Genomic DNA, 19262 nt, shown 5'->3' on the forward strand with positions numbered 1-19262 from the left:
GCGCCTTCCCAGTCGGCACCGCCGGCCAGCGCCAGCGCCAGCGCCGCGGCAACGGTATCGCCGGCACCGGAGACGTCGCGCACCTTGACCGGCAGCGCCGGCACATGGATCGAGCCGCCGTCCCGCGTCACCAGCGTCATGCCGCGCTCGCCCTGCGTCACCAGCATCGCCTCGCAATCCGCGAGATACATCGCATCGGGTGCGGCCTGCGCAATGCTGTCCTGACTGTCGGCGCGGCTGCGGGTCGCTTCGGCGAATTCCTTGCGGTTCGGCGTCAACACGGTCGCGCCGCGATAGATCGCGAGATTGGCGCTCTTGGGATCGACGATCACGCGCTTGCCTGCCTGGCGCGCGGCGTCGATCACGTTGCGGATCACCCGCGCGGTGAGCACGCCCTTGGCGTAGTCCGACAACAGCACGATGTCGGCGTGCGCAAGACGCGGCAGAATGGCATCGATCAGCTGCTGCTCGACGGCGGCCGCAGCCGGCGCGGCAAGCTCCCAATCGGAGCGCAGCATGTGGGTCGAGAACTGTTCGGAGACGAAGCGCACCTTGCGCGTGGTCGGACGCGCGGCGTCGCGCACCAGCACGGTCTCGATGCCGGCCTCTTTCGCCAGCGCCTCGGTCAAAACAGTGCCGGCAGCATCCTCGCCGATCAAGCCGACGAAGATGCAGCGTCCGCCGAGCGAGGCGATATTGCGCGCGACGTTGCCGGCGCCGCCGATATTGATCTCGCTGCGCCTGACCGCGATCACCGGCGCCGGCGCCTCCGGCGAGATTCGCGACACTTCGCCATACACGAACTCGTCGAGCATGAGATCGCCGACGCAGAGCACGGTCTGGCCGGACATTGCACGCGAGATCGCTTCAAAATCGAACATCAGTCACCGTCATCCGCTCTAGCGATAGCGATCCGCGCGATCGAGGAAGCCCTTCACATAGGCCTCGACCGCGTCTTCCAGGCGGGTAAAGCCGCCATTGTATCCGGCGCGCGCGAGACGATCGACAACGCTCTCGGTGAAGTACTGGTAACTGCCGCGAATCTGCTCGGGCATGTCGACATACCGGATGTTCGGCTCCCGGCCGAGCGCACCATAAGCCGAGACGATCAGGTCCTTGAAGCTGCGCGCCTTGCCGGTGCCGACATTGAAGAGGCCGGATACCCGCGGCGTCGCGATCAGCCACATCATCACCCGCACGACGTCGTCGACATAGATGAAGTCGCGGCGCTGATCGCCATCGGCGATGCCCTCGCGATGCGACTTGAACAGCTGCACGACGCGGCCCGCTTTGATGTCGTCGAAGCGGCGCGCCAGCACGCTCATCATCGAGCCCTTGTGATATTCATTCGGGCCGAACACGTTGAAGAATTTCAGTCCCGCCCATTGCGGCGGCAGCCGCTCACCCCTCGCCGCACGCTCGGCGACCGCGAGATCGAACAGGTTCTTGCTCCAGCCATACAGGTTCATCGGCCGCAGGCGCTTCAACGCCTCCACCGAACCATCGTCGTCGAAGCCTTGATCGCCGTCGCCATAGGTCGCGGCCGACGAAGCATAGATGAACGGCGTGGCGTTCGCGGTGCACCAGTCGAGCAGCCGCATCGAGAGACGGAAATTGGTCTCGATCACCAGATCGCCGTCGGTCGCGGTGGTCTCGGAGATCGCGCCGAGATGGACGATAGCGTCCAGCCGTCGCCCCTTCAGCCAGTCGCCGAGCTCGGCCGGGGGAACCACGTCGGCAAGCTGGCGCTTGGTCAGGTTCCGCCACTTGCCGTCCTGCCCAAGGCTATCGCAGACCACAACGTCGCTGCGCCCGGCGTCATTCAACGCGGCCACGACGTTCGATCCGATAAAACCGGCGCCCCCGGTTACCAGAAACATGATGAAATCCCGCCAGATTCCTTTGCAGCCGCCAGCTTTGCCCCAGTCCAGCGCCACAGGCAACGACGGCTTTACCTCTTATCGCGAACCGGTTACCGACTTGGCGCGCCCGACCCGGCCTTGGCCTATTTAGAAATGAATATTGATTCAATACCTGATATCGAAACGCAGGGTACCGAGGATACCAGACCTATCCTCGTCGTGCCCTATGTTTGGATCGGCGATTTCGTGCGCGGCCACACCGTGGTCCGGGTGCTGCGCAAGCGCTGGCCCAACCGGCCGGTCGACCTTCTGACCACCCGCCAATGCGCCCCTCTGGTCGACTACATGCCCGGGGTCCGGGCCGGAATCGTGTCCGACCTGCCGCGCAGCCGGCTGGCACTCAGCCGGCAGCGCGCGCTCGCGGCGGAGCTTCGGGCGAGGGCCTACGCCACCGCGCTGGTACTGCCGCGCACCTGGAAGGCGGCCCTTGCGCCGGCGCTGGCAGGCATCCCCGAGCGGGTCGGCTTCTTCGGCGAAGCGCGGTTCGGCCTGATCAACGCGATGCGATGGGGTGAAAAACAGCAGCCGCGCTTCATCGACAAGAACGCCATCCTGGCGCTGCCTGACGGCGCCGCCCGCCCGCCGGAATGGCCGGTGCCGCAGCTTCGGGTTCCGGCAGACGAGATCGCGCGCTGGCGGCAGGCCAACGGCCTCGGCACAGGTCCTGCCATCGCGCTCGGCCCCGGCTCGGTCGGTGCCTCCAAACGCTGGACCTATTATCCGGAAGCCGCGCGATTGTTCGCCGAACGCGGATTCGACGTCTGGGTGGTCGGCGGCCCCGGCGAGAAGGCGCTAGCGCAGGAGATCACAGCAATCGGCGGCGCCCAGGTCCGTGATCTCACCGGCACCGATTTGCGCAACGGCGCGCTGGCGATGGCCGCGGCCAGCATCGCCATTACCAACGACTCCGGGCTAATGCATATCGCAGCCGCGATCGGTACCCCGACCATGGGCATCTTCGGCCCGACCGATCCCTATCTCTGGGCGCCCCTCAACGGCCTCGCCGCGACGGTGCGACAGACCAAGAGCAAGCTGTCGTGCCAGCCGTGCCAACGCACGGTCTGCACCATGAACGACCATCGCTGCATGCGCGACATCGCCCCCGAAGAGGTCGTGGAGATCGCGCAGCGCGTGCTGGCTCAGATCAACGCGCGATAGACCGCCGCGATCGCGTTGGCCTCGGCATCGAGGCTGAACTTATCCACAACTCGTTGCCGCGCCCGCGCCCCCATCAAGGAGGCCGATGCCGGATCGCGCATCAGCGGCTCGAGCGCGGCCGCCAGCGCGTCGGCGTCGCCGGGCGGCGTCAGCACGCCGGTGACACCGTCCTCGACGACGAACTCGGCCGCACCCGCGCGGGCCGCCACCAGCGCCGCGCCTGCCGACATCGCCTCGATCAGGGTCAGGCCAAAACCTTCGTTGCGCGAGGTGAAGGCATAGATCGTCAGCCGCTGGTACCAGCGCACGACATCCTCGATCGGCAATTCACCGGTGATGACAACGCGCGATTGCAGCCCGGCGGCCTCGATCTTCCGTTTCAGCTCGTTGGCAAAGGCCAGTTGCTCCGGCACCACGGCGCCGACAATGACGGCCGTGAAATCTGGATAGCGCGGCAACAACCTGCACATCGCCTCAACGAAGACGTCGCTGCCCTTCTGCGCACGCACCCGACCGAAGCAGCCGATCGCATAACGCCCCGGCAATCCGCTCCCGGCGAAGGCCGCGGCGCGGTCGGCCGGCGGCGCATAACGATCGGTGTCGACGCCATGCATCACGACCGTTGCCTCGCGCTTCAGATACGAGGCCGACAGCGGACTTGTCGCGATGATCGCATCCATGTTGCTGATCAGCCAGCGGGTCAGCCAGGTGTGATGGCGCTGCGCGGCTGAGGTGAAGAGCAGTTTCAACGGCCAGCCGAGCGCGCGCAGCAGAAGGCCCGCGATCATCTCGTCATTGCGACGCGCGTGCCAGATCACAGGCCGCGCGCGCCGCCACAGACGCATGAGGTCGGCAAATCCAAGCGCATCGATGCCGTCGGGCCGATGAGAGCCGAGCCAGCCTGCGCGAAACATTTTGGCAAGCTTCGGCGCGACCATGCGATTGGTCGCTGTGACACCCGAATAGCGTCGGTGCAGATTGGGCACGATGAGCTCAAGCTCACCGGCAGGTGTGTTCTCGATCGGCACGCAAGTCTCCGTTTCGCGCCAGTTCCTATACGCAACATTAAGCATAGTGGCCAGTTCGGCCGCGGCGAAACCCCCTCTTCACCGCACTCCCGCTAGCATCGCCAGTTAAAGATATCGGGAGAGCTCTCACCATGACCGTGCTCGTGACCGGCGGTGCCGGCTATATCGGAAGTCACATGGTTCATGCGCTGGTCGACGCCGGCGAGAGCGTCGTCGTGATCGATAATCTCTCCACCGGCTTCTCCGCGTTCCTGCCCGAAGGTGTTCCGCTGTTCATCGGCGATGCCGGCGACGAGAACCTCGTCGAGGGCGTGATCGCACAGCACGGTATCGACAGCATCATCCATTTCGCAGGTTCTGTCGTGGTGCCGGACTCGATGCGCGATCCGCTTGGCTACTACCGCAACAACACCATGACGACGCGCAGCCTGCTCAATGCTGCCGTGAAGGGCGGCATCAGCCGCTTCATCTTCTCCTCGACCGCGGCCGTCTACGGCAATCCGGACCAGGTGCCCGTGCCGGAGATCGCGCCGACGCGTCCGCTGTCGCCCTACGGCTCGTCGAAGCTGATGACCGAGATCATGCTGCACGACGTCGCCTCCGCTCATGGCATGAGCTACGTCGTGCTGCGCTACTTCAACGTCGCCGGCGCCGACCCGAAAGGCCGTGTCGGCCTTTCCACTATCGGCGCCACCCATCTGCTCAAGATCGCGGTCGAGGCCGCGACCGGCCAGCGCGCCAAGATCGACGTGTTCGGCACCGACTATCCGACCCAGGACGGCAGCTGCGTGCGCGACTTCATCCATGTCAGCGACCTGGTCGAGGCGCATCGCGCGGCGCTGTCCTATCTGCGTGCCGGCGGGCAATCGGTGACGATGAACTGCGGTTACGGCCGCGGCTATTCCGTGCTCGAGACGATCGAGGCAGTGCGCCGGGTCTCGATGCGCAATTTCGCAGTCGCCTACGCCGCGCGCCGGCCCGGCGACATCATGACCATGGTGGCCGATACCAGGCGGATCCGCTCGCTGCTCGACTGGACCCCGCGTTACGATGATCTCGAGACCATCGCGAGCCACGCGCTGGCCTGGGAGGAGAAGCTGTTCCGGGAGCGCGAGACTCCGGCGCGACAGGCAGAATCGGCCTAAAAATCAAGCCGTTATCACGCTGTTATTATACTTGAAAAAGCCCCGCCAAGCGGGCAAGGAGGTCCGCAACCCTGATGGCCGGCGCTGCCCGCCGTCAATGGAACGCGGATGGCTCAGTTTCCAAAGAAAATTACCGACGATCCCTATGGCGCGGCGATCCTGATTCGCCGCCTGGTCACGGAACAAGGGATCACCTATTGGCGGCGCTATCTGACGGCGTTCGCCCTGATGGCCGTTGCGGCCGGCTCGACGGCCGGCGCCACCTACGTGCTCGGCCAGGTGATCAACCAGGCCTATGTCGACAAGAACATCCCCGGCATCGCGGTGTTCGCCGGGATCACGGTCCTGCTGCTGTTCATCAAGGGCGTGGCGACCTACGGCCACATGGTGATCCTGTCGAAGATCAGCAACGCCATCCTGGCGCGGAACCAGCGGCAATTGTTCGCCAAGTTGATGAGCGAAAGCATCGGCTTCTTCTCGCAGCGGCACTCATCGGAATTCCTGGCGCGACTCACGGCCGGCGCCAAGTCGATCACCGACGTGCTCAATATGCTGGTCAACGCGATCGGCCGCGACTTCCTGATGCTGATCAGCATGGTCGCCGTGATGGTATGGCAGGACCCGCTGATGTCGTTCATCGGGCTCGTGGCGGTGCCGCCGGCGATGCTGGTGCTGCGCAAGCTGGTGAAGCGGATCAAGGGCCTCGCCTATAACCAGTTCACCGGCACCGCCGACATCATGGAGACGATGCAGGAATCGTTGCAGGGCATCCGCACCGTGAAGGCGTTCACGCTGGAAGACGCCATGCAGCAGCGGATCGACGAGAACATCGCGACCGTCGAGCGCAATGCCAACAAGATGGCGCATGTCGCCAACCGCTCCAACCCGCTGATGGAGATGCTCGGCGGCTTCGCGGTCGCCGGCTGCCTGCTCTATGGCGGCTACAGCGTGGTGGCGCTCGGTTCCACGCCGGGCCAGTTCTTCACGTTCCTGACCGCCTTCCTGATGGCGACCGAGCCGGCCAAGCGCCTGGCGCGGCTCAACATCGACCTCAACAGCCAGCTGGTCGGCGCGCGGATGCTGCTCGAGGTCGTCGACAGCCCGGCGAGCGAACAGGCCGACGACGACAAGCCGGCACTCAAGCTCTCCGACGCGCGGATCGAACTGCGCGACGTCAGCTTCGGCTATCGGCCCGGCGAGCCGGTGCTGGACCGCATGAGCTTCGTCGCCGAACCCGGCAAGGTGACCGCGCTGGTCGGCCCCTCCGGCGGCGGCAAGTCGACGGTGCTCGCCCTGCTGCTGCGCTTCTACGAAACGCGCGTGGGCGATATCCTGATCGACGGCCAGTCGATCCTGTCGGTTTCGCGCAAATCGCTGCGCCGGCAGACCGCCTATGTCGGCCAGGACGTCTATCTGTTCCGCGACACCATCCGCGCCAACATCGCCTTCGGCAAGCAAGGTGCCACCGAGGCCGAGATCATCGACGCCGCCAAGGCCGCCTGCGCGCACGACTTCATCATGAGCTTCCCGCTCGGCTATGACACGCCGGTCGGCGAGCACGGCACGCAACTGTCCGGCGGGCAGCGCCAGCGCATCGCGGTCGCCCGCGCGTTGATCAAGAACGCGCCGATCATCCTGCTCGACGAGGCCACTGCCGCGCTCGACTCGGAGTCCGAGAAGCAGGTGCAGGAAGCGATCGAGCATCTCTGCCAGGGCCGCACCACGATCGTGATCGCGCACCGCCTGCACACCATCATGCATGCCGATGCGATCCTGGTGGTCGAGGGCGGCGCCATCGTCGAGCGCGGGCGTCACGAGGAGCTGCTGCGCCGCGGCGGCCGCTATGCCTCGTTCTTCCGCCTGCAGCACCACCACGACCCGTCGCCGCTGGCGCTGGCGCCGATCAGCGCCACCGGCTGAGGCTCATCATCCCTTCTCGTCCTTGGCGGCAATGCCTGCGCGCAGCACGCGCAGGACGTTGCCGCCCATGACCTTGCGGATGTCGTCCTCGGAGAACCCGCTCGACATCAGCGCCTGGGTCACGGCGACGACGTCGCTCGCGTCGAAGCCCGTGGTGGTCGAGCCGTCGAAATCCGAGCCGAGGCCGACATGGTCGATCCCGACCAGGTCGCGGACATGCGCGATCGCCCGCGCGACATTGTTCGGATCGAGCGAGCAGACGGCGCCTTGCCAGAAACCGATGCCGACCACGCCGCCGGTCCGTGCGACACCCCTGACCTCGTCGTCGGTCAGGTTGCGGTTGACCTTGCAGGTCGCCTGAACGCCACCATGGCTCGAGACCACCGGACGCGTCGCCATCGCCAGCACGTCGGCGACCGCCGCGTGGCTCGCATGAGCAAGGTCGACGATGATCCCCATCGCTTCCGTCCGCTGCACGACCTGCCGGCCGAGCGGCGTCAGTCCGCCCTTTGCCACACCGTGCATCGAGCCTGCGATGTCGTTGTCGAAGAAGTGCGCGAGACCGGCCATTCTGAATCCGGCGGCATAGAGCACGTCGAGATTACCGATGTCGCCCTCGAGATCGTGCAGGCCCTCGATCGAAAGCATTCCGCCAACCACGGTGACGCCGTTCTTGCGATCGGCGAGCAGCCGATCGATGTCGGCCGGCGTCGTGATGACGCGAAGCCGTCCGGCGGACTTGTCGGCGAAGCTGCGCAATTTCTCGGCATGCCATAGCGAGCGCTGCAGCAACGAGAACCACGTCCGCATCGGCTGCAGATCGATGATGGCGAGGTTCGTGATCGTGTCGGTGTCGCCGGCATTGGCATCATAGTTCTGGCCCTCGGGCGACTTGGTGACCGAAGAAAACACCTGCAACGCGTAGCGGCCCTCGATCAGCCGCGGCAGGTCGATATGGCCGCGATCGGATCGCGCGATCAGGTCGCGCTTCCACAACAGGCTGTCCGCGTGCATGTCCGCCACATCGAGCGTCGCCTGCAGGGCCTGCGCGGCGGGCGTGCTATCGAGGGGCACGCGCTGCACCTTGTTCTGCCCCCGGTCGATCCGTTCCGGCGTGACCACGAAAAAGCGAACAGCGGAGGCGAACGAGACCGCGGCAATCAGCGCAATGCCGATCGAAAGCCATTTCCGCATCGGCATCACCGCTCTCGCAGGCCAAAGGCGGCTGCGCTCGGCGGAAAGCTGGCCTCACCTCTGCGCCGGGTGCAGCCGCAGCCCCTAGCCGCCAGCGCCGTAACCGCGTAAACACGGCCCGCGCTCCCTCCTTCAACCCTCCGGGACCCGTTCATGAACGCCGCCTCCACCGTCATTCCGCTTCCCCCGCAGCCCTCGCTTCCCGTCGTCGGCGAATTCGGCGCCTATCCGGTCCGCCGCATCTGGTGCGTCGGCCGCAACTATCTCGAGCATATCAGGGAGATGGGCAATGACGAGCGTGCGCCGCCGTTCTTCTTCGGCAAGCATGCCGACATGCTGGTGCCGGACGGAGCGACGATCCCCTATCCGCCGCTGACCAAGGACCTGCATCACGAGGTCGAGCTGGTGGTGGCGATGAAGAGCGGCGGGCTGAACATTCAGGCCGACAAGGCGCTGGAACATGTCTACGGCTATGCCGTCGGCATCGACCTGACCCGCCGCGACCTGCAGATCGCCTCGCGCAAGAAGGAGCGGCCCTGGGAGGTCGGCAAGTCGTTCGACTATTCCGCGCCCTGCTCCGCGATCCAGCCGGCCTCGAAGATCGGTCACCCGACCGCAGGCAAGATCTGGCTCACCGTCAACGGCAAGGAAGCGCAGAAGGGCGACCTCACCGAGCTGATCTGGAACGTGCCTGAAATCATCTGGCAGCTGTCGCAGCAGGTGAAGCTCGCCGCCGGCGACATCATCATGACCGGCACGCCCGCCGGCGTCTCGCAGCTGCAGCCCGGCGACAAGATCGAATGCGGTGTCGACGGCGTCGGCAAGCTCGCCGTCACGATCGGCAAGCCGGAATAGCCTCCGGATCCGATCCAGCAGCAGACCGCGGCCCCGAACCTGGTTCGGGGCCGTTTGCTTTTTCAGAATTGCTCGTGGCCGGGATGATTGGAATCGCCAAAATACCCGCCACCGCCGCTGCCACCGGCACTGTCGCCGCTGTAACCGCTTCCGAGGCCGGGCGACGGATCGACCGGCTGGCGATGCGGGCCGCCCGAACCGCCCGGGAGCAGTTTCGCGCCGACATTCTTCGGCGGCGCCATGTGAAGTCCGCCCGCCTGTGCGGAGCCCAGTGCAGTAACGCCGAACGCGACAACGGCAGCGAAAGCAACAAGCGATTTGCGTGTCATGCGACGTCTCCTTGAGCTCGGGCCGGGCACCATGCGCCGGCTCCGACGCCGCAGTCCTCGCACGATCACGCCGGCCTGCCTGTGACGCGGGTCACGCTCAATTCCGATCGCATCCCGACGACCCACATGCCCGGGAAACCCCGGACCCAAGATCCGGGGCTTTCCGCAGTGTGTGGTCAGCGCATCGTGCCGGGCATGCAGGGCGGTTCGGTGAATGGTGCGGTTGCGAACGATCCGACGTTCGGCGCGCGCACGCAATCGGTCGTCTTACTGCTGACCGGTGTCGTCGTCGTCATCGAAGCATGAGCGCGCCGCGCCGCAGCGTTGCTGCCGGCGGCAGACGCCTGAGCCGAATACGCAGCTGCAGCAACCAGCGCGAGCGCAGCGAAGGTCAATTTGGTCATAGGATTTCTCCGCACGATGGGCGAAGCCGACCAATTTCGGCTCCTGTGATCAAGGAGCGTCAACGCTGCAAAATTATTTCATCACGCACGATCACCGAACCGCGAGCGCTTCATCACATCAGGCGGATCGGGGAATACCGGGACGACCGAGGCACTCCATTTCATCAAGGCCGCGCGCAAACGCGGCGATGACGGCATGGAGATTCTCATGATCGATCTTCGACGAATGGGCCGACGACTCGGCAAAGGACTGAGCCTGGCTGCAATCCTGTCGGCGGCAATGGCGAGCTCTTGCTTCGCACAGCCGACAGTCCAGGAGCCCAACGCCTACGCATCGAACGAAACCGCGACGCGGCCGTGGTTGGCGCCGGTCGGCCATCGCCAACCGCGCGCCGCCGACATTCCGGCAGCGGCGGCGTCATCGCAGCAGATCATCGATCAGGAGGACGCGATCGTCGACCGCAAGATCAGGGGCATCTGCCGCGGCTGCTAGCATCCCCTCGCGGTCGGCAGGTCCTAATGCCTTTCGGCTGCCTGCGATGCAGCCAGCCCAAAATGCGCCTTCTCGTACTCGAGCCACAGCTCGAGCAGCGCCATGAATGCGACCACCGCACCCGCGGCGATGCTAAAATGCATCGCGCGGGTGTGCGTGAAGCCAAGCAGCCATGGTGAGGCGATCAGCCAGCATCCGACGAGCAGATTGATCCATTCCTCCCAGATCGAAAACGCAACGATTGCTGCGAGCGACATGATTGCGATCGCGGCACCGCTGATCCTCAGATCGATCGCCGCCGCCGCCGGGTTGGCATGCGCGAACAGCCACGGCGCGGCAAGCAGGAAGATCGCTGCGACGAGGTTGTAGAGATCCAGCGCGGATTCCTTCCGCCATTTCACCATCATCTCCTCCCTTGTTGTCTCAGACTCATCGCTGATGCGCGGCCGCGGCATTGATGTCCTTGCCGGTGTAGTCGGTCATCAGCGCAGTTGCGACCAGCGTGATGACGGCGCAGAGCGCGATGTAGATCGCGATCGCGGTCGACGAATGATAGGTCCCGAACAGCCACGCTGCGATCAGCGGTGCGGGACCGCCGGCGATGACAGATGCGAGCTGGTAGCCGAGCGAGGCCCCGCTGTAGCGCAGCCGTCCGGTGAAGCTCTCGGCAATCAGGGCGGCCTGCGGCCCGTACTGCATGTCGTGCGGAATCAGCGACAGGAAGATCGCGAGGAAGATGATCGCTTCCGATCCGGTGTTGAGCATCGCGAAGTAGATGAAGCCGAACACGCCGGTCACGGCAGCGCCGATCATGTACATGTTCTTGCGTCCGATCTGATCGGAGATATGCCCGCACAGCGGGATCGAGACGAACGACAGCACCGAGGCCGCGAGCACCGCGGTCAACAGGAAGTCGCGCGACATCTGCAGCGTACCGACGCCGTAGGAGAACACGAAGGCGGTGAAGATGTAGAACGGCGCCTGCTCGGACATCCGCGCGAAGGCGGACAGCAGGATCTCCTTCGGATGGTCGCGGATCACGGTCAGCATCGGCGTGGGATCGAGCCGACGTTCGGCCATCAGCCTGGTGAACACGGGCGTCTCCAGAATGCCGAGCCGGATGTAGAGGCCGACGCCGACCAGGATGATGCTGAGCGCGAACGGGACGCGCCAGCCCCATGCCAGGAACTGGTCGCCCGACATCTGGCTGAAAGCCAGCACCGCAAAATTGGCGAGGAACAGCCCGCAGGGCACGCCGAATTGCGGCCATGACGCGATCAACCCGCGCGAGCGATCGTTGCGGGCCCATTCCATCGACATCAGCACCGAGCCGCCCCATTCGCCGCCGACGCCGACACCCTGGATGAAGCGCAGCACGGTGAGGATCACCGCGCCCCAGATGCCGATGCTGGAATAGGTCGGCACCAATGCAACCGCCGCGGTCGCCAGGCCCATCAGAAGCAGGGTCGCGATCAGCGTCGACTTGCGACCGATGCGGTCGCCATAGTGGCCGAAGATCGCAGCGCCGATCGGCCGCGCGATGAAGCCGACCGCATAGATGGCGAAGGCTTCCAGCGTGCCGACCCAGGGGTCGGAATGCGGGAAGAACAGTTTTGCGAAAACCAGGCCCGTGACGGTGCTGTACAGGAAGAAGTCATACCATTCGATCGCGGTCCCGACCGTAGAGGCGACGACTGCGCGGCGCAGCTGGAGCTGATGCTCGGCTGGGGTGAGTTGGTTGGCGTCGAGGCCGGAGGCTGGACCAAGCGTTGGGCCGAGTGTCGTCATGGGAGCGTCTCCCTTGAAGCCCCCGGATGGATATTGACTGTTCGGGTCGTTTGAGTACGAACAACATCGCGGCGCCGAAGGTTCCAACAGAATGGAACGCGGAGCCTAGAACTTTAGTCGGTCCGCGCTCGCCGCTCGGTCACGGGCTCGATTGCACGCCTGAGCCGCTTCGCGATCGCAGGCGCATCGGCCTCGGCCACATTGGTAAAGCCGACCAGCAGGCCCTGCCCGCAGTCGTGCTGAACGCTGCGGTTGGACAGCGGCTCGGCGCCAAACCCATCGGCCCGGGCGAGCTGCGCGAGCCTTGCATCCTGCGTGCGGCCCGCGCATCGAAGCAGCAGGTGCATGCCGCCGGGCTGCAGCTCGATCCTGACGCGCTCGCCAAATTCGGTCTTCAGCGCACCAGCCAGCGCGGCACGGCGAGCGGCATAAAGCTTCCGCATCCGCTTCAGATGTCGCGCGAAGTGCCCTTCCGCCATGAAGCCCGCTACGACCCGCTGCGCGAAGGGATTGAGGCCGCTGCTATGGCCGGCGGTGACCTCGGTGAAGGTGTCGAGCAGGCGATCCGGCAGGACGAGATAGCCGAGCCGCAACCCCGGAAAAAGCGTCTTGCTGAACGTACCCGAATAGATCACGCGCTGGCCGCGATCGAGGCTCTTCAGCGCCGGCAGCGGTCGACCCACGAACCGGAACTCGCTGTCATAGTCGTCCTCGATGACATAGGCGTTCGCCAGGTTGGCCCATCGAAGAAGCTCCATTCGTCGCGGCAGCGAAAGCGATACGCCCAATGGGCTCTGATGCGAGGGCGTTACGACTGCGAGCCGTGCCCGCCGCGCTTGCCTGATCCCTTCGCCGACCCGCATTCCCTCGGAGTCGATGGGCACGGCGACCAGTTCGGCACGAGCCAGTTCGAGCGCTGCTCGCACCGGCGGAAAGCAAGGATCTTCGATCCACGCACGATCGCCGCGCCGAAGCAAGATACGGAGCGACAGGTCGAGGCCGCCCTGAAACCCATTGGTCACGAGCACCTGGCGCCAGTCGCAAGCGATGCCGCGGGAGGACGCGAGATAGGCCGCTATCGCCTGCCGCAACGGTCCGAAGCCGGCCGGATCCGGATACATCATGTCTGATGCGGGGCTGCGGCGCGCCTCTCTCGCGATCAAATGCGACCAAAGCTTGCGCGGGAAGAGATCGACGGCAGGCAGCCCCATCTGCAGGAGCAGAGGTTCGGCGCGCCCGCTCGGCCGGCCGGTGGACCGGGCACGAAGTGTCGCGACGTCCTCGAGCGCCTCAGCGTTGCGCAACTCCGGCGAAACGATGGTCCCCGCCTGTCCACGCGTAACGACGTAGCCCTCCCCGGCCAACATGCCATAGGCGGCATCGACCGTGCCCCGTGCCATTGCGAGCTCCTCGGCGAGACCGCGGATGGAAGGCAGCCGGTCGCCTGGCCGAAGCTGCCCGGTCGCGATCGCACTCCTGAAGCGCTCGTAAAGCTGGCGCGAGAGCGGAGTGCCGCCGCTTCGGACCAACCTTGCCGCTGGCTTATTCCGGCGTCGTGTCATGGCCCAGTCAATATGCAGGTTCTTGGCTCTTTTGAATAGGCCATACGATCGCTAGATCGGTGCCTCGAACAACCTCAGGAGTTCCACATGAAAGCCACCATCCTTCGACGGGATTTCAATCGGGCCGCGATCGCGGCGCTGTTCGCGGCCATTGCCGCTGCGCGGGGTACCGACGCCAGCGCGCAGCCGCAGCAAACTGCAGCGGGCGCAAAGCAGTCCGCCAGACGCGACGTGATCAGGCAGAGCCTGCCCGGCGATCCTGCGCGCGACATCACGCTCGTGGAGGTCACGTATCCTCCGGGAACGGGATCGCCCGTGCACGCCCATGCCAACGGAGTGATGGCCTACGTCGTTTCGGGAATGGTGGCCTCGCAGGTCGGCGACGGTCCCGAACGCACCTACAGCGCCGGCGAAGCCTGGTGGGAGCCGGTCGGCGCCGTTCATCGCGTTTCGCGCAACCCGAGCTCGACCGAGCCGGCGACCCTGCTCGCGATCTATATCGCGCCGCGCGAGGCGACCTCGGCGGATCTGATGAAGCCGCTGTAACGGCCGCCGGCACGTCAGGACGACGCGTCCGGTACCGGCCGCGGCGTCGCTTCGCAAGGCTCGATTAGGCGCGATCGCTGCGCCGATACGGCACGTAGCGCGGGGTCCAGATCTTGGCCTGGATGCGCGCCTCGACCTGGTCGATCGGAATATCCTTTGCCAGTCCTTCCTTGTGCGCCTGGAGCGCCACCGCCAGCGCAACCGTCAGCGCGACCTCGCGCAGCGCGCTGACCGGCGGCAGCAGATTGTGCTTCGGGTTGTTGCGCGCCGGCGAGACGCTGGCCAGCGCCTTGGCGGCGGCCATGAACATCCCGTCGCTGACGCGGCTCGCCCCCACCGCGAGCGCGCCGACGCCGACGCCGACGCCCGGGAAGATGTAGGAGTTGTTGGTCTGGTCCACCTTGAAGCGCGCGCCGTCGCGCGTGATCGGCGGAAACGGGCTGCCGACGCCGATCAGCGCCCGCCCTTCGGTCCACGCCTCGATATCGACCGGCGTCGCTTCCTCGCGCGAGGTCGGGTTGGACAGCGGGAAGATCACCGGCCGCTTGTTGCACTCGGCCATCGCGCGGACGATCGGCTCGGAGAATGCGCCGGCCTGACCGGAGACGCCGATCAGCACGGTCGGCTTGGCGTTGCGCACGACGTCGAGCAGCGCGATCTTGTCGGGATGGTTGAGCTGCCAGCCCGCGATTGCCTGCTTGCTCTGCACGAACGGAAGCTGGAACGGGGCGAGCCCGCTCATGCCCTCGAGCAGCAGCCCGTCGCGGTCGACCATGTAGAAGCGTTTCGCCGCCTCGCTCTCCGACACGCCGGCATCGACCATCGCAGCGCGGATCAGGCTCGCGATGCCGCAGCCGGCGGAGCCTGCCCCGAACACGGCGACGCGCTGTTCGGTCAGCGGCACGCCGGTGACGTTGATGGCCGAGAGCAAGGCGCCGGTTGCGACCGCCGCGGTGCCCTGAATGTCGTCGTTGAAGGTCAGGAGCCGGTCGCGATAGCGCTCGAGCATGCGCGTCGCGTTGCTCTTGGCGAAATCCTCCCATTGCAGCAGGACGCGCGGCCAGCGCTTCACCACCGCCGAGACGAAAGCCTCGATGAAGTCGTCATAGGCCTGGCCGCGGACGCGCTCGTTGCGCCAGCCGATATAGAGCGGATCGGCCAGGCAGTCCGGATTGTCGGTGCCAACGTCGAGCAGGATCGGCAGCGTCGTCGCCGGATGCAGGCCGCCGCAGCCGGTGTAGAGCGCGAGCTTGCCGATCGGGATGCCCATGCCGCCGGCGCCCTGGTCGCCAAGACCGAGGATGCGCTCGCCGTCGGTCACCACGATCGCCTCGACATGATCGAAGCGCGGATGGGCGAAAATGCGGTCGATCCGGTGCTGGTGCGGAATGCTGAGGAACAGCCCGCGCGGCTTGCGAAACAGCCGACTGAATTTCTGGCAGCCCTCGCCGACGGTCGGCGTGTAGACGATCGGCAACAGCTCTTCCAGGTTGCCGACCAGGAGCGCGTAGAACAGGGTCTCGTTGGTGTCCTGCAGTTCGCGCAGGAAGGCATAGCGCTCAATGTCGGTCTCGTAGCCGCGCAACGCCTCGAGGCGGCGCGAAACCTGCTCGTCCAGCGTCAAGATATTGGGCGGCAGCAGGCCATGCAGGTCGAACGCCTCGCGCTCGGCCTCGGAGAACGCCGTGCCCTTGTTCAACTGCGGATCAGCCAACAGCTCGTAACCGCTGAGCGCAGTCGTCGCAAAAGCTCCAGTAGTCTCCGACATGGCAAGATCCCCTTCAATGCGAAACGCCTGATCCGACTCTATCACGCCAGTGTAACGGATCGGAGCGCGAAGGCACCGCGCCGCGCAAAGTTGAACGGCACCGGCGTGGCGTGCATCAGCCCGGTGGAGTTTCGGCCAGGCGGCCATCAGCGCTCATCCGGACTGAGGCAACGCGCTCCCGCTGCGCCTCCGGACAGACATCAACATACCTTGGTATGGCCTCTCTGATTCCTTGTGATGCCCTGTACCTACGCTCGTACAGTTGAGCGATGGCGGGCGATTTTTATACTCGCGGCCACTCCAACGGGCGACCAACGACTGCGGGCGCAAAAAGTGTTCCGAAATCTGTGATCGGGATCACTGCACCGAGGCGTGAAGCGCAGGATTATCGCGAGTAGCAGGTGTCGACTGGAACGCGGGTTCTCGAGGAACACTCAAATGATCGTCAACATTCAGAAGCTGGATGGCCTGTGGCACCTCATCGTCGGGTCCTGCAAGATCCGAACTCCGTTCCTGGAGAGCCAGAACCGGGAGTGGGTCGTCGCGTACGCCAGGCGAGTCTATCCCGGCGCTAGGGTTTTCGAACGCGACTGACGCCGTTGCGCTTCACAGCTCACACCCAGCAAAAAGCCCCGGTTTGCTCCGGGGCTTTTGCGTTCAACGCGGCGCGGCCGCTGCCTTCACCGCAGCGCCGACACCACGATCAGGCCAAGGATCAGCGCGGTCACGGAATACTTCAGCGTGTAATACACGTTCCGATTCCACTCCTTGACCTTGCGGCTGGCGAGATGGACCTCGTAGAGCTTGCCGAACACCTTGTTCAGCGCGCCGACATGCTCGCCGTCGACGTTCTGGGTCGCCGACGCCTTGACGATGTTGTGGCTGACCCAGCGGTTCATCGCCGTCATGAAGCCGTACTTCATCGGGCGCTCGACATCGCAGAACAGGATGATGCGGTTGACGTCGGTCTTGTTCTCGGCGCTGTGGATGAAGGTCTCGTCGAACATGAAGGCCTCACCGTCGCGCCAGACGCATTCGACGCCGTCGACGAGAATGCGGCACTCATTCGAATTCGGCGTCACGAGGCCGAGGTGATAGCGCAGCGAGCCGGCAAAAGGATCGCGATGCGCCCCCAACTTGCCGCCGGGCGGCAGCATCGCGAACATCGCGCCATGCACGTTGGGAATCGAATTCAACAGCTCGACCGTCTTCGGGCACAGCGTGCGCGCCGACGGCAGGAAGTCGTCGTACCATTTCAGATAGAAGCGCTTCCAGCCGCTCTTGAAGAACGAATAGAAGCCCCAGTCATTGTTCTTGGCCGCGGCGCGGATGAAGCCTTCGTCGAACAGCCGCGTGGCCTCGTCGCGGATCGTCTCCCAATTGTCGGAAAGCTTCTTCAGCTCGGGGAATTGCTCGACCGGGATCACCGGCGTGTTTGATACCGCGGAGCCCGCATACATCAGCACATTGTAAGGCGCGAGATAGGTCGAGTGATCGCCGAGCTGGCGGGCGAAGCGCAGCCGCTGCTTGCCGCGGAAGTGCACGTAAAGTGTAGAAGCCACCAGCACGTAGAGAATGACGAGCTGCGGCGCGAAGAGCTGTCTCAACATGATCCGTCTATGATCGCAGCCCGCCGACGCTCTTGATGCACCGCCCCGCAGGAGCCAATACCCGAGACGGGTGGCTCAGCCCGGGCGGCGAAGTGCGTCGCCGTCCGCGAAAACTCCCCTGTTTCATAGCAATCTGGCGCTGCGGCGAGATCGCCGCGGTGCCGTCCCGGATGAGCCATGTAAGCGCTTACTCACCAAATGTGAAGCAGTGGGCCATTCGATGGCCAGCTTTGTGACATCATTCACACATCTAATTCGCGATTGACAAACTGATTAGATAATTACTAATCACGAGATAACCCGCCGAAGAACGCGGACATCCAGGAGGAGGAACGATGAGACATTTCTTGTCGGCAGCCATTCTCGCGGCAATGACGACGGCCGCGCACGCCCAGATTTCCGATGACGTCGTGCGCATCGGGGTGCTGACAGACCTGTCGAGCTGGGGGCGCGACAATTCCGGCCCAGGCTCGGTCGAGGCGGCCAAGATGGCGGTGGAGGAATTTGGTCCGACCGTGCTCGGCAAGCCGATCGAGATCATTTCGGCCGACCACCAGATGAAGACCGATGTCGGCGTGCAGATCGTGCGCGGCTGGTTCGACAACAACAAGGTCGACGCCGTCGTCGACATTCCCAACTCCGGCATCGCGATCGCCGTGCACAATATGGTGCGCGAGCGCAACAAGATCGCGCTGCTGTCCGGCCCCGGCGCAAGCTCGCTGACCGACGAGTTGTGCAGCCCCAACACCGTGCACTTCACCTACGACACCTACGCGCTGTCGAAGGTCACGGCGTCGGCGGTGATCGCGGAAGGCGGCAAGTCCTGGTACTTCATCACCGCGGATTACGCCTTCGGCCAGCAGCTCGAGAAGGACGCGACGCGCTTCATCAACGAGATGGGCGGCAAGGTGCTCGGCGGCGTCAAGCATCCGACCAACACCGCCGACTTCTCGTCCTTTGCGCTGCAGGCGCAGAGCTCGAAGGCCGACGTGGTGGCGTTCGCCAATGCCGGCCAGGACACCGACAATTCGATCAAGCAATCCGGCGAGTTCGGCCTCGTGCAGGGCGGCCAGAAGCTGGTCGGCCTGTTGATGTTCGACACCGACGTGCATGCGATCGGCCTCAATGCCGCGCAGGGCACCTATATGACGACGGCGTCGTACTGGAACATGGACGACAAGACGCGCGCCTGGTCGAAGAAGTTCTTCGCCCGCACCAACGTGATGCCGACCATGATCCAGACCGGCGTCTACGGCTCGGTGTTGCATTATCTGAAGGCGATCAAGGCCGCCGGCACCGACGATCCCAAGGCGGTGATGGCCAAGATGCGCGAGCTGCCGATCGAGGACACCTTCGTGCATGGCGGAAAACTGCGCGAGGACGGCCGCGTCATTCGCGACATGTATCTGGCGAAGGTGAAGAAGCCCTCGGAATCCAAGGAGCCGTGGGACTATCTCGACATCATCAAGACGGTGAAGGGCGAGGACGCCTATCGTCCGGTCTCCGAGTCGAAGTGCCCGCTGCTCAAGAAATAGGATCG

19 protein-coding genes are annotated in these 19262 nt (G+C 64.9%); 9 read left to right on the forward strand and 10 right to left on the reverse strand.

Going from position 1 to position 19262, the window contains the following annotated elements:
* The coding region (locus tag H8A95_RS17835; protein WP_229184299.1) for a PfkB family carbohydrate kinase at nucleotides 1-881 on the reverse strand (881 nt) is incomplete at its 3' end.
* An 18-nt stretch (nucleotides 882-899) separates the two neighbouring features.
* Nucleotides 900-1880 carry an ADP-glyceromanno-heptose 6-epimerase gene (gene rfaD, locus H8A95_RS17840; protein WP_229184300.1) on the reverse strand — a complete coding sequence of 327 codons (981 nt, stop codon included), beginning with the start codon at nucleotides 1878-1880 and terminating at the stop codon, nucleotides 900-902.
* A gap of 135 nt (nucleotides 1881-2015) precedes the next feature.
* On the opposite strand from rfaD, the gene waaF reads away from it, so the two are divergent.
* Nucleotides 2016-3080 (forward strand): lipopolysaccharide heptosyltransferase II, encoded by a 1065-nt coding sequence (waaF, locus tag H8A95_RS17845; protein WP_229184301.1) that lies wholly within the window; start codon nucleotides 2016-2018, stop codon nucleotides 3078-3080.
* Here waaF and H8A95_RS17850 read toward each other — a convergent pair.
* On the reverse strand, nucleotides 3062-4102 hold the full coding sequence (locus H8A95_RS17850; RefSeq protein WP_229184335.1) for a glycosyltransferase family 4 protein: 1041 nt from the start codon (nucleotides 4100-4102) through the stop codon (nucleotides 3062-3064). The two genes, waaF and H8A95_RS17850, sit on opposite strands and share 19 nt — an antisense overlap.
* Nucleotides 4103-4239: 137 nt before the next feature.
* Here H8A95_RS17850 and galE point away from each other — a divergent pair, with 137 nt between their 5' ends.
* Together galE and H8A95_RS17860 are read left to right on the forward strand one after the other, a co-directional pair.
* On the forward strand, nucleotides 4240-5253 hold the full coding sequence (gene galE, locus H8A95_RS17855) for a UDP-glucose 4-epimerase GalE (protein ID WP_229184302.1): 1014 nt from the start codon (nucleotides 4240-4242) through the stop codon (nucleotides 5251-5253).
* Between the two features lie 108 nt (nucleotides 5254-5361).
* Entirely contained in the window at nucleotides 5362-7173 is a 1812-nt protein-coding gene (locus tag H8A95_RS17860) for an ABC transporter ATP-binding protein (RefSeq protein WP_229184303.1), read from the forward strand.
* A 6-nt stretch (nucleotides 7174-7179) separates the two neighbouring features.
* Here H8A95_RS17860 and H8A95_RS17865 read toward each other — a convergent pair whose 3' ends face one another.
* Complete coding sequence (locus tag H8A95_RS17865; RefSeq protein ID WP_229184304.1) at nucleotides 7180-8373, reverse strand: dipeptidase; 1194 nt, start codon at nucleotides 8371-8373, stop codon at nucleotides 7180-7182.
* Nucleotides 8374-8520: 147 nt separating this feature from the next.
* Here H8A95_RS17865 and H8A95_RS17870 point away from each other — a divergent pair, with 147 nt between their 5' ends.
* Nucleotides 8521-9222, forward strand: coding sequence for a fumarylacetoacetate hydrolase family protein (locus H8A95_RS17870; protein ID WP_229184305.1), 702 nt, complete (start codon nucleotides 8521-8523; stop codon nucleotides 9220-9222).
* A 62-nt stretch (nucleotides 9223-9284) separates the two neighbouring features.
* Here H8A95_RS17870 and H8A95_RS17875 read toward each other — a convergent pair whose 3' ends face one another.
* On the reverse strand, nucleotides 9285-9551 hold the full coding sequence (locus H8A95_RS17875; protein WP_229184306.1) for a hypothetical protein: 267 nt from the start codon (nucleotides 9549-9551) through the stop codon (nucleotides 9285-9287).
* Between the two features lie 81 nt (nucleotides 9552-9632).
* Between H8A95_RS17875 and H8A95_RS17880 the strand changes: the two genes are divergently transcribed.
* Both H8A95_RS17880 and H8A95_RS17885 read left to right on the forward strand, forming a co-directional pair.
* Complete coding sequence (locus tag H8A95_RS17880) at nucleotides 9633-9857, forward strand: hypothetical protein (protein ID WP_229184307.1); 225 nt, start codon at nucleotides 9633-9635, stop codon at nucleotides 9855-9857.
* A gap of 306 nt (nucleotides 9858-10163) precedes the next feature.
* Complete coding sequence (locus H8A95_RS17885; RefSeq protein ID WP_229184308.1) at nucleotides 10164-10448, forward strand: hypothetical protein; 285 nt, start codon at nucleotides 10164-10166, stop codon at nucleotides 10446-10448.
* Between the two features lie 23 nt (nucleotides 10449-10471).
* Here H8A95_RS17885 and H8A95_RS17890 read toward each other — a convergent pair whose 3' ends face one another.
* The 3 genes from H8A95_RS17890 to pdxR form a co-directional block, all read right to left on the reverse strand.
* On the reverse strand, nucleotides 10472-10852 hold the full coding sequence (locus tag H8A95_RS17890; RefSeq protein WP_229184309.1) for an SPW repeat protein: 381 nt from the start codon (nucleotides 10850-10852) through the stop codon (nucleotides 10472-10474).
* Nucleotides 10853-10877: 25 nt separating this feature from the next.
* Nucleotides 10878-12236 (reverse strand): MFS transporter, encoded by a 1359-nt coding sequence (locus H8A95_RS17895; protein WP_229184310.1) that lies wholly within the window; start codon nucleotides 12234-12236, stop codon nucleotides 10878-10880.
* A 113-nt stretch (nucleotides 12237-12349) separates the two neighbouring features.
* Nucleotides 12350-13798: a MocR-like pyridoxine biosynthesis transcription factor PdxR gene (gene pdxR / locus H8A95_RS17900; RefSeq protein ID WP_229184311.1), complete on the reverse strand. Its 1449-nt coding sequence runs from the start codon at nucleotides 13796-13798 to the stop codon at nucleotides 12350-12352.
* An 87-nt stretch (nucleotides 13799-13885) separates the two neighbouring features.
* On the opposite strand from pdxR, the gene H8A95_RS17905 reads away from it, so the two are divergent.
* Complete coding sequence (locus H8A95_RS17905) at nucleotides 13886-14344, forward strand: cupin domain-containing protein (RefSeq protein ID WP_229184312.1); 459 nt, start codon at nucleotides 13886-13888, stop codon at nucleotides 14342-14344.
* Nucleotides 14345-14408: 64 nt separating this feature from the next.
* Here H8A95_RS17905 and H8A95_RS17910 read toward each other — a convergent pair whose 3' ends face one another.
* A complete protein-coding gene (locus H8A95_RS17910; RefSeq protein WP_229184313.1) occupies nucleotides 14409-16112 on the reverse strand; it encodes an NAD-dependent malic enzyme in 1704 nt (567 codons plus the stop codon).
* A 438-nt stretch (nucleotides 16113-16550) separates the two neighbouring features.
* On the opposite strand from H8A95_RS17910, the gene H8A95_RS17915 reads away from it, so the two are divergent.
* Entirely contained in the window at nucleotides 16551-16706 is a 156-nt protein-coding gene (locus tag H8A95_RS17915; RefSeq protein ID WP_229184314.1) for a hypothetical protein, read from the forward strand.
* Nucleotides 16707-16792: 86 nt separating this feature from the next.
* On the opposite strand, the gene H8A95_RS17920 is transcribed toward H8A95_RS17915, so the two are convergent.
* Entirely contained in the window at nucleotides 16793-17722 is a 930-nt protein-coding gene (locus H8A95_RS17920; protein ID WP_229184315.1) for an aspartyl/asparaginyl beta-hydroxylase domain-containing protein, read from the reverse strand.
* 335 nt (nucleotides 17723-18057) lie between these two features.
* On the opposite strand from H8A95_RS17920, the gene H8A95_RS17925 reads away from it, so the two are divergent.
* Nucleotides 18058-19257 carry an ABC transporter substrate-binding protein gene (locus H8A95_RS17925; RefSeq protein ID WP_229184316.1) on the forward strand — a complete coding sequence of 400 codons (1200 nt, stop codon included), beginning with the start codon at nucleotides 18058-18060 and terminating at the stop codon, nucleotides 19255-19257.
* Nucleotides 19258-19262 lie beyond the last annotated feature (5 nt).

The organism is Bradyrhizobium oropedii (genome assembly GCF_020889685.1).
In the GTDB taxonomy this organism is placed as follows: domain Bacteria; phylum Pseudomonadota; class Alphaproteobacteria; order Rhizobiales; family Xanthobacteraceae; genus Bradyrhizobium; species Bradyrhizobium oropedii.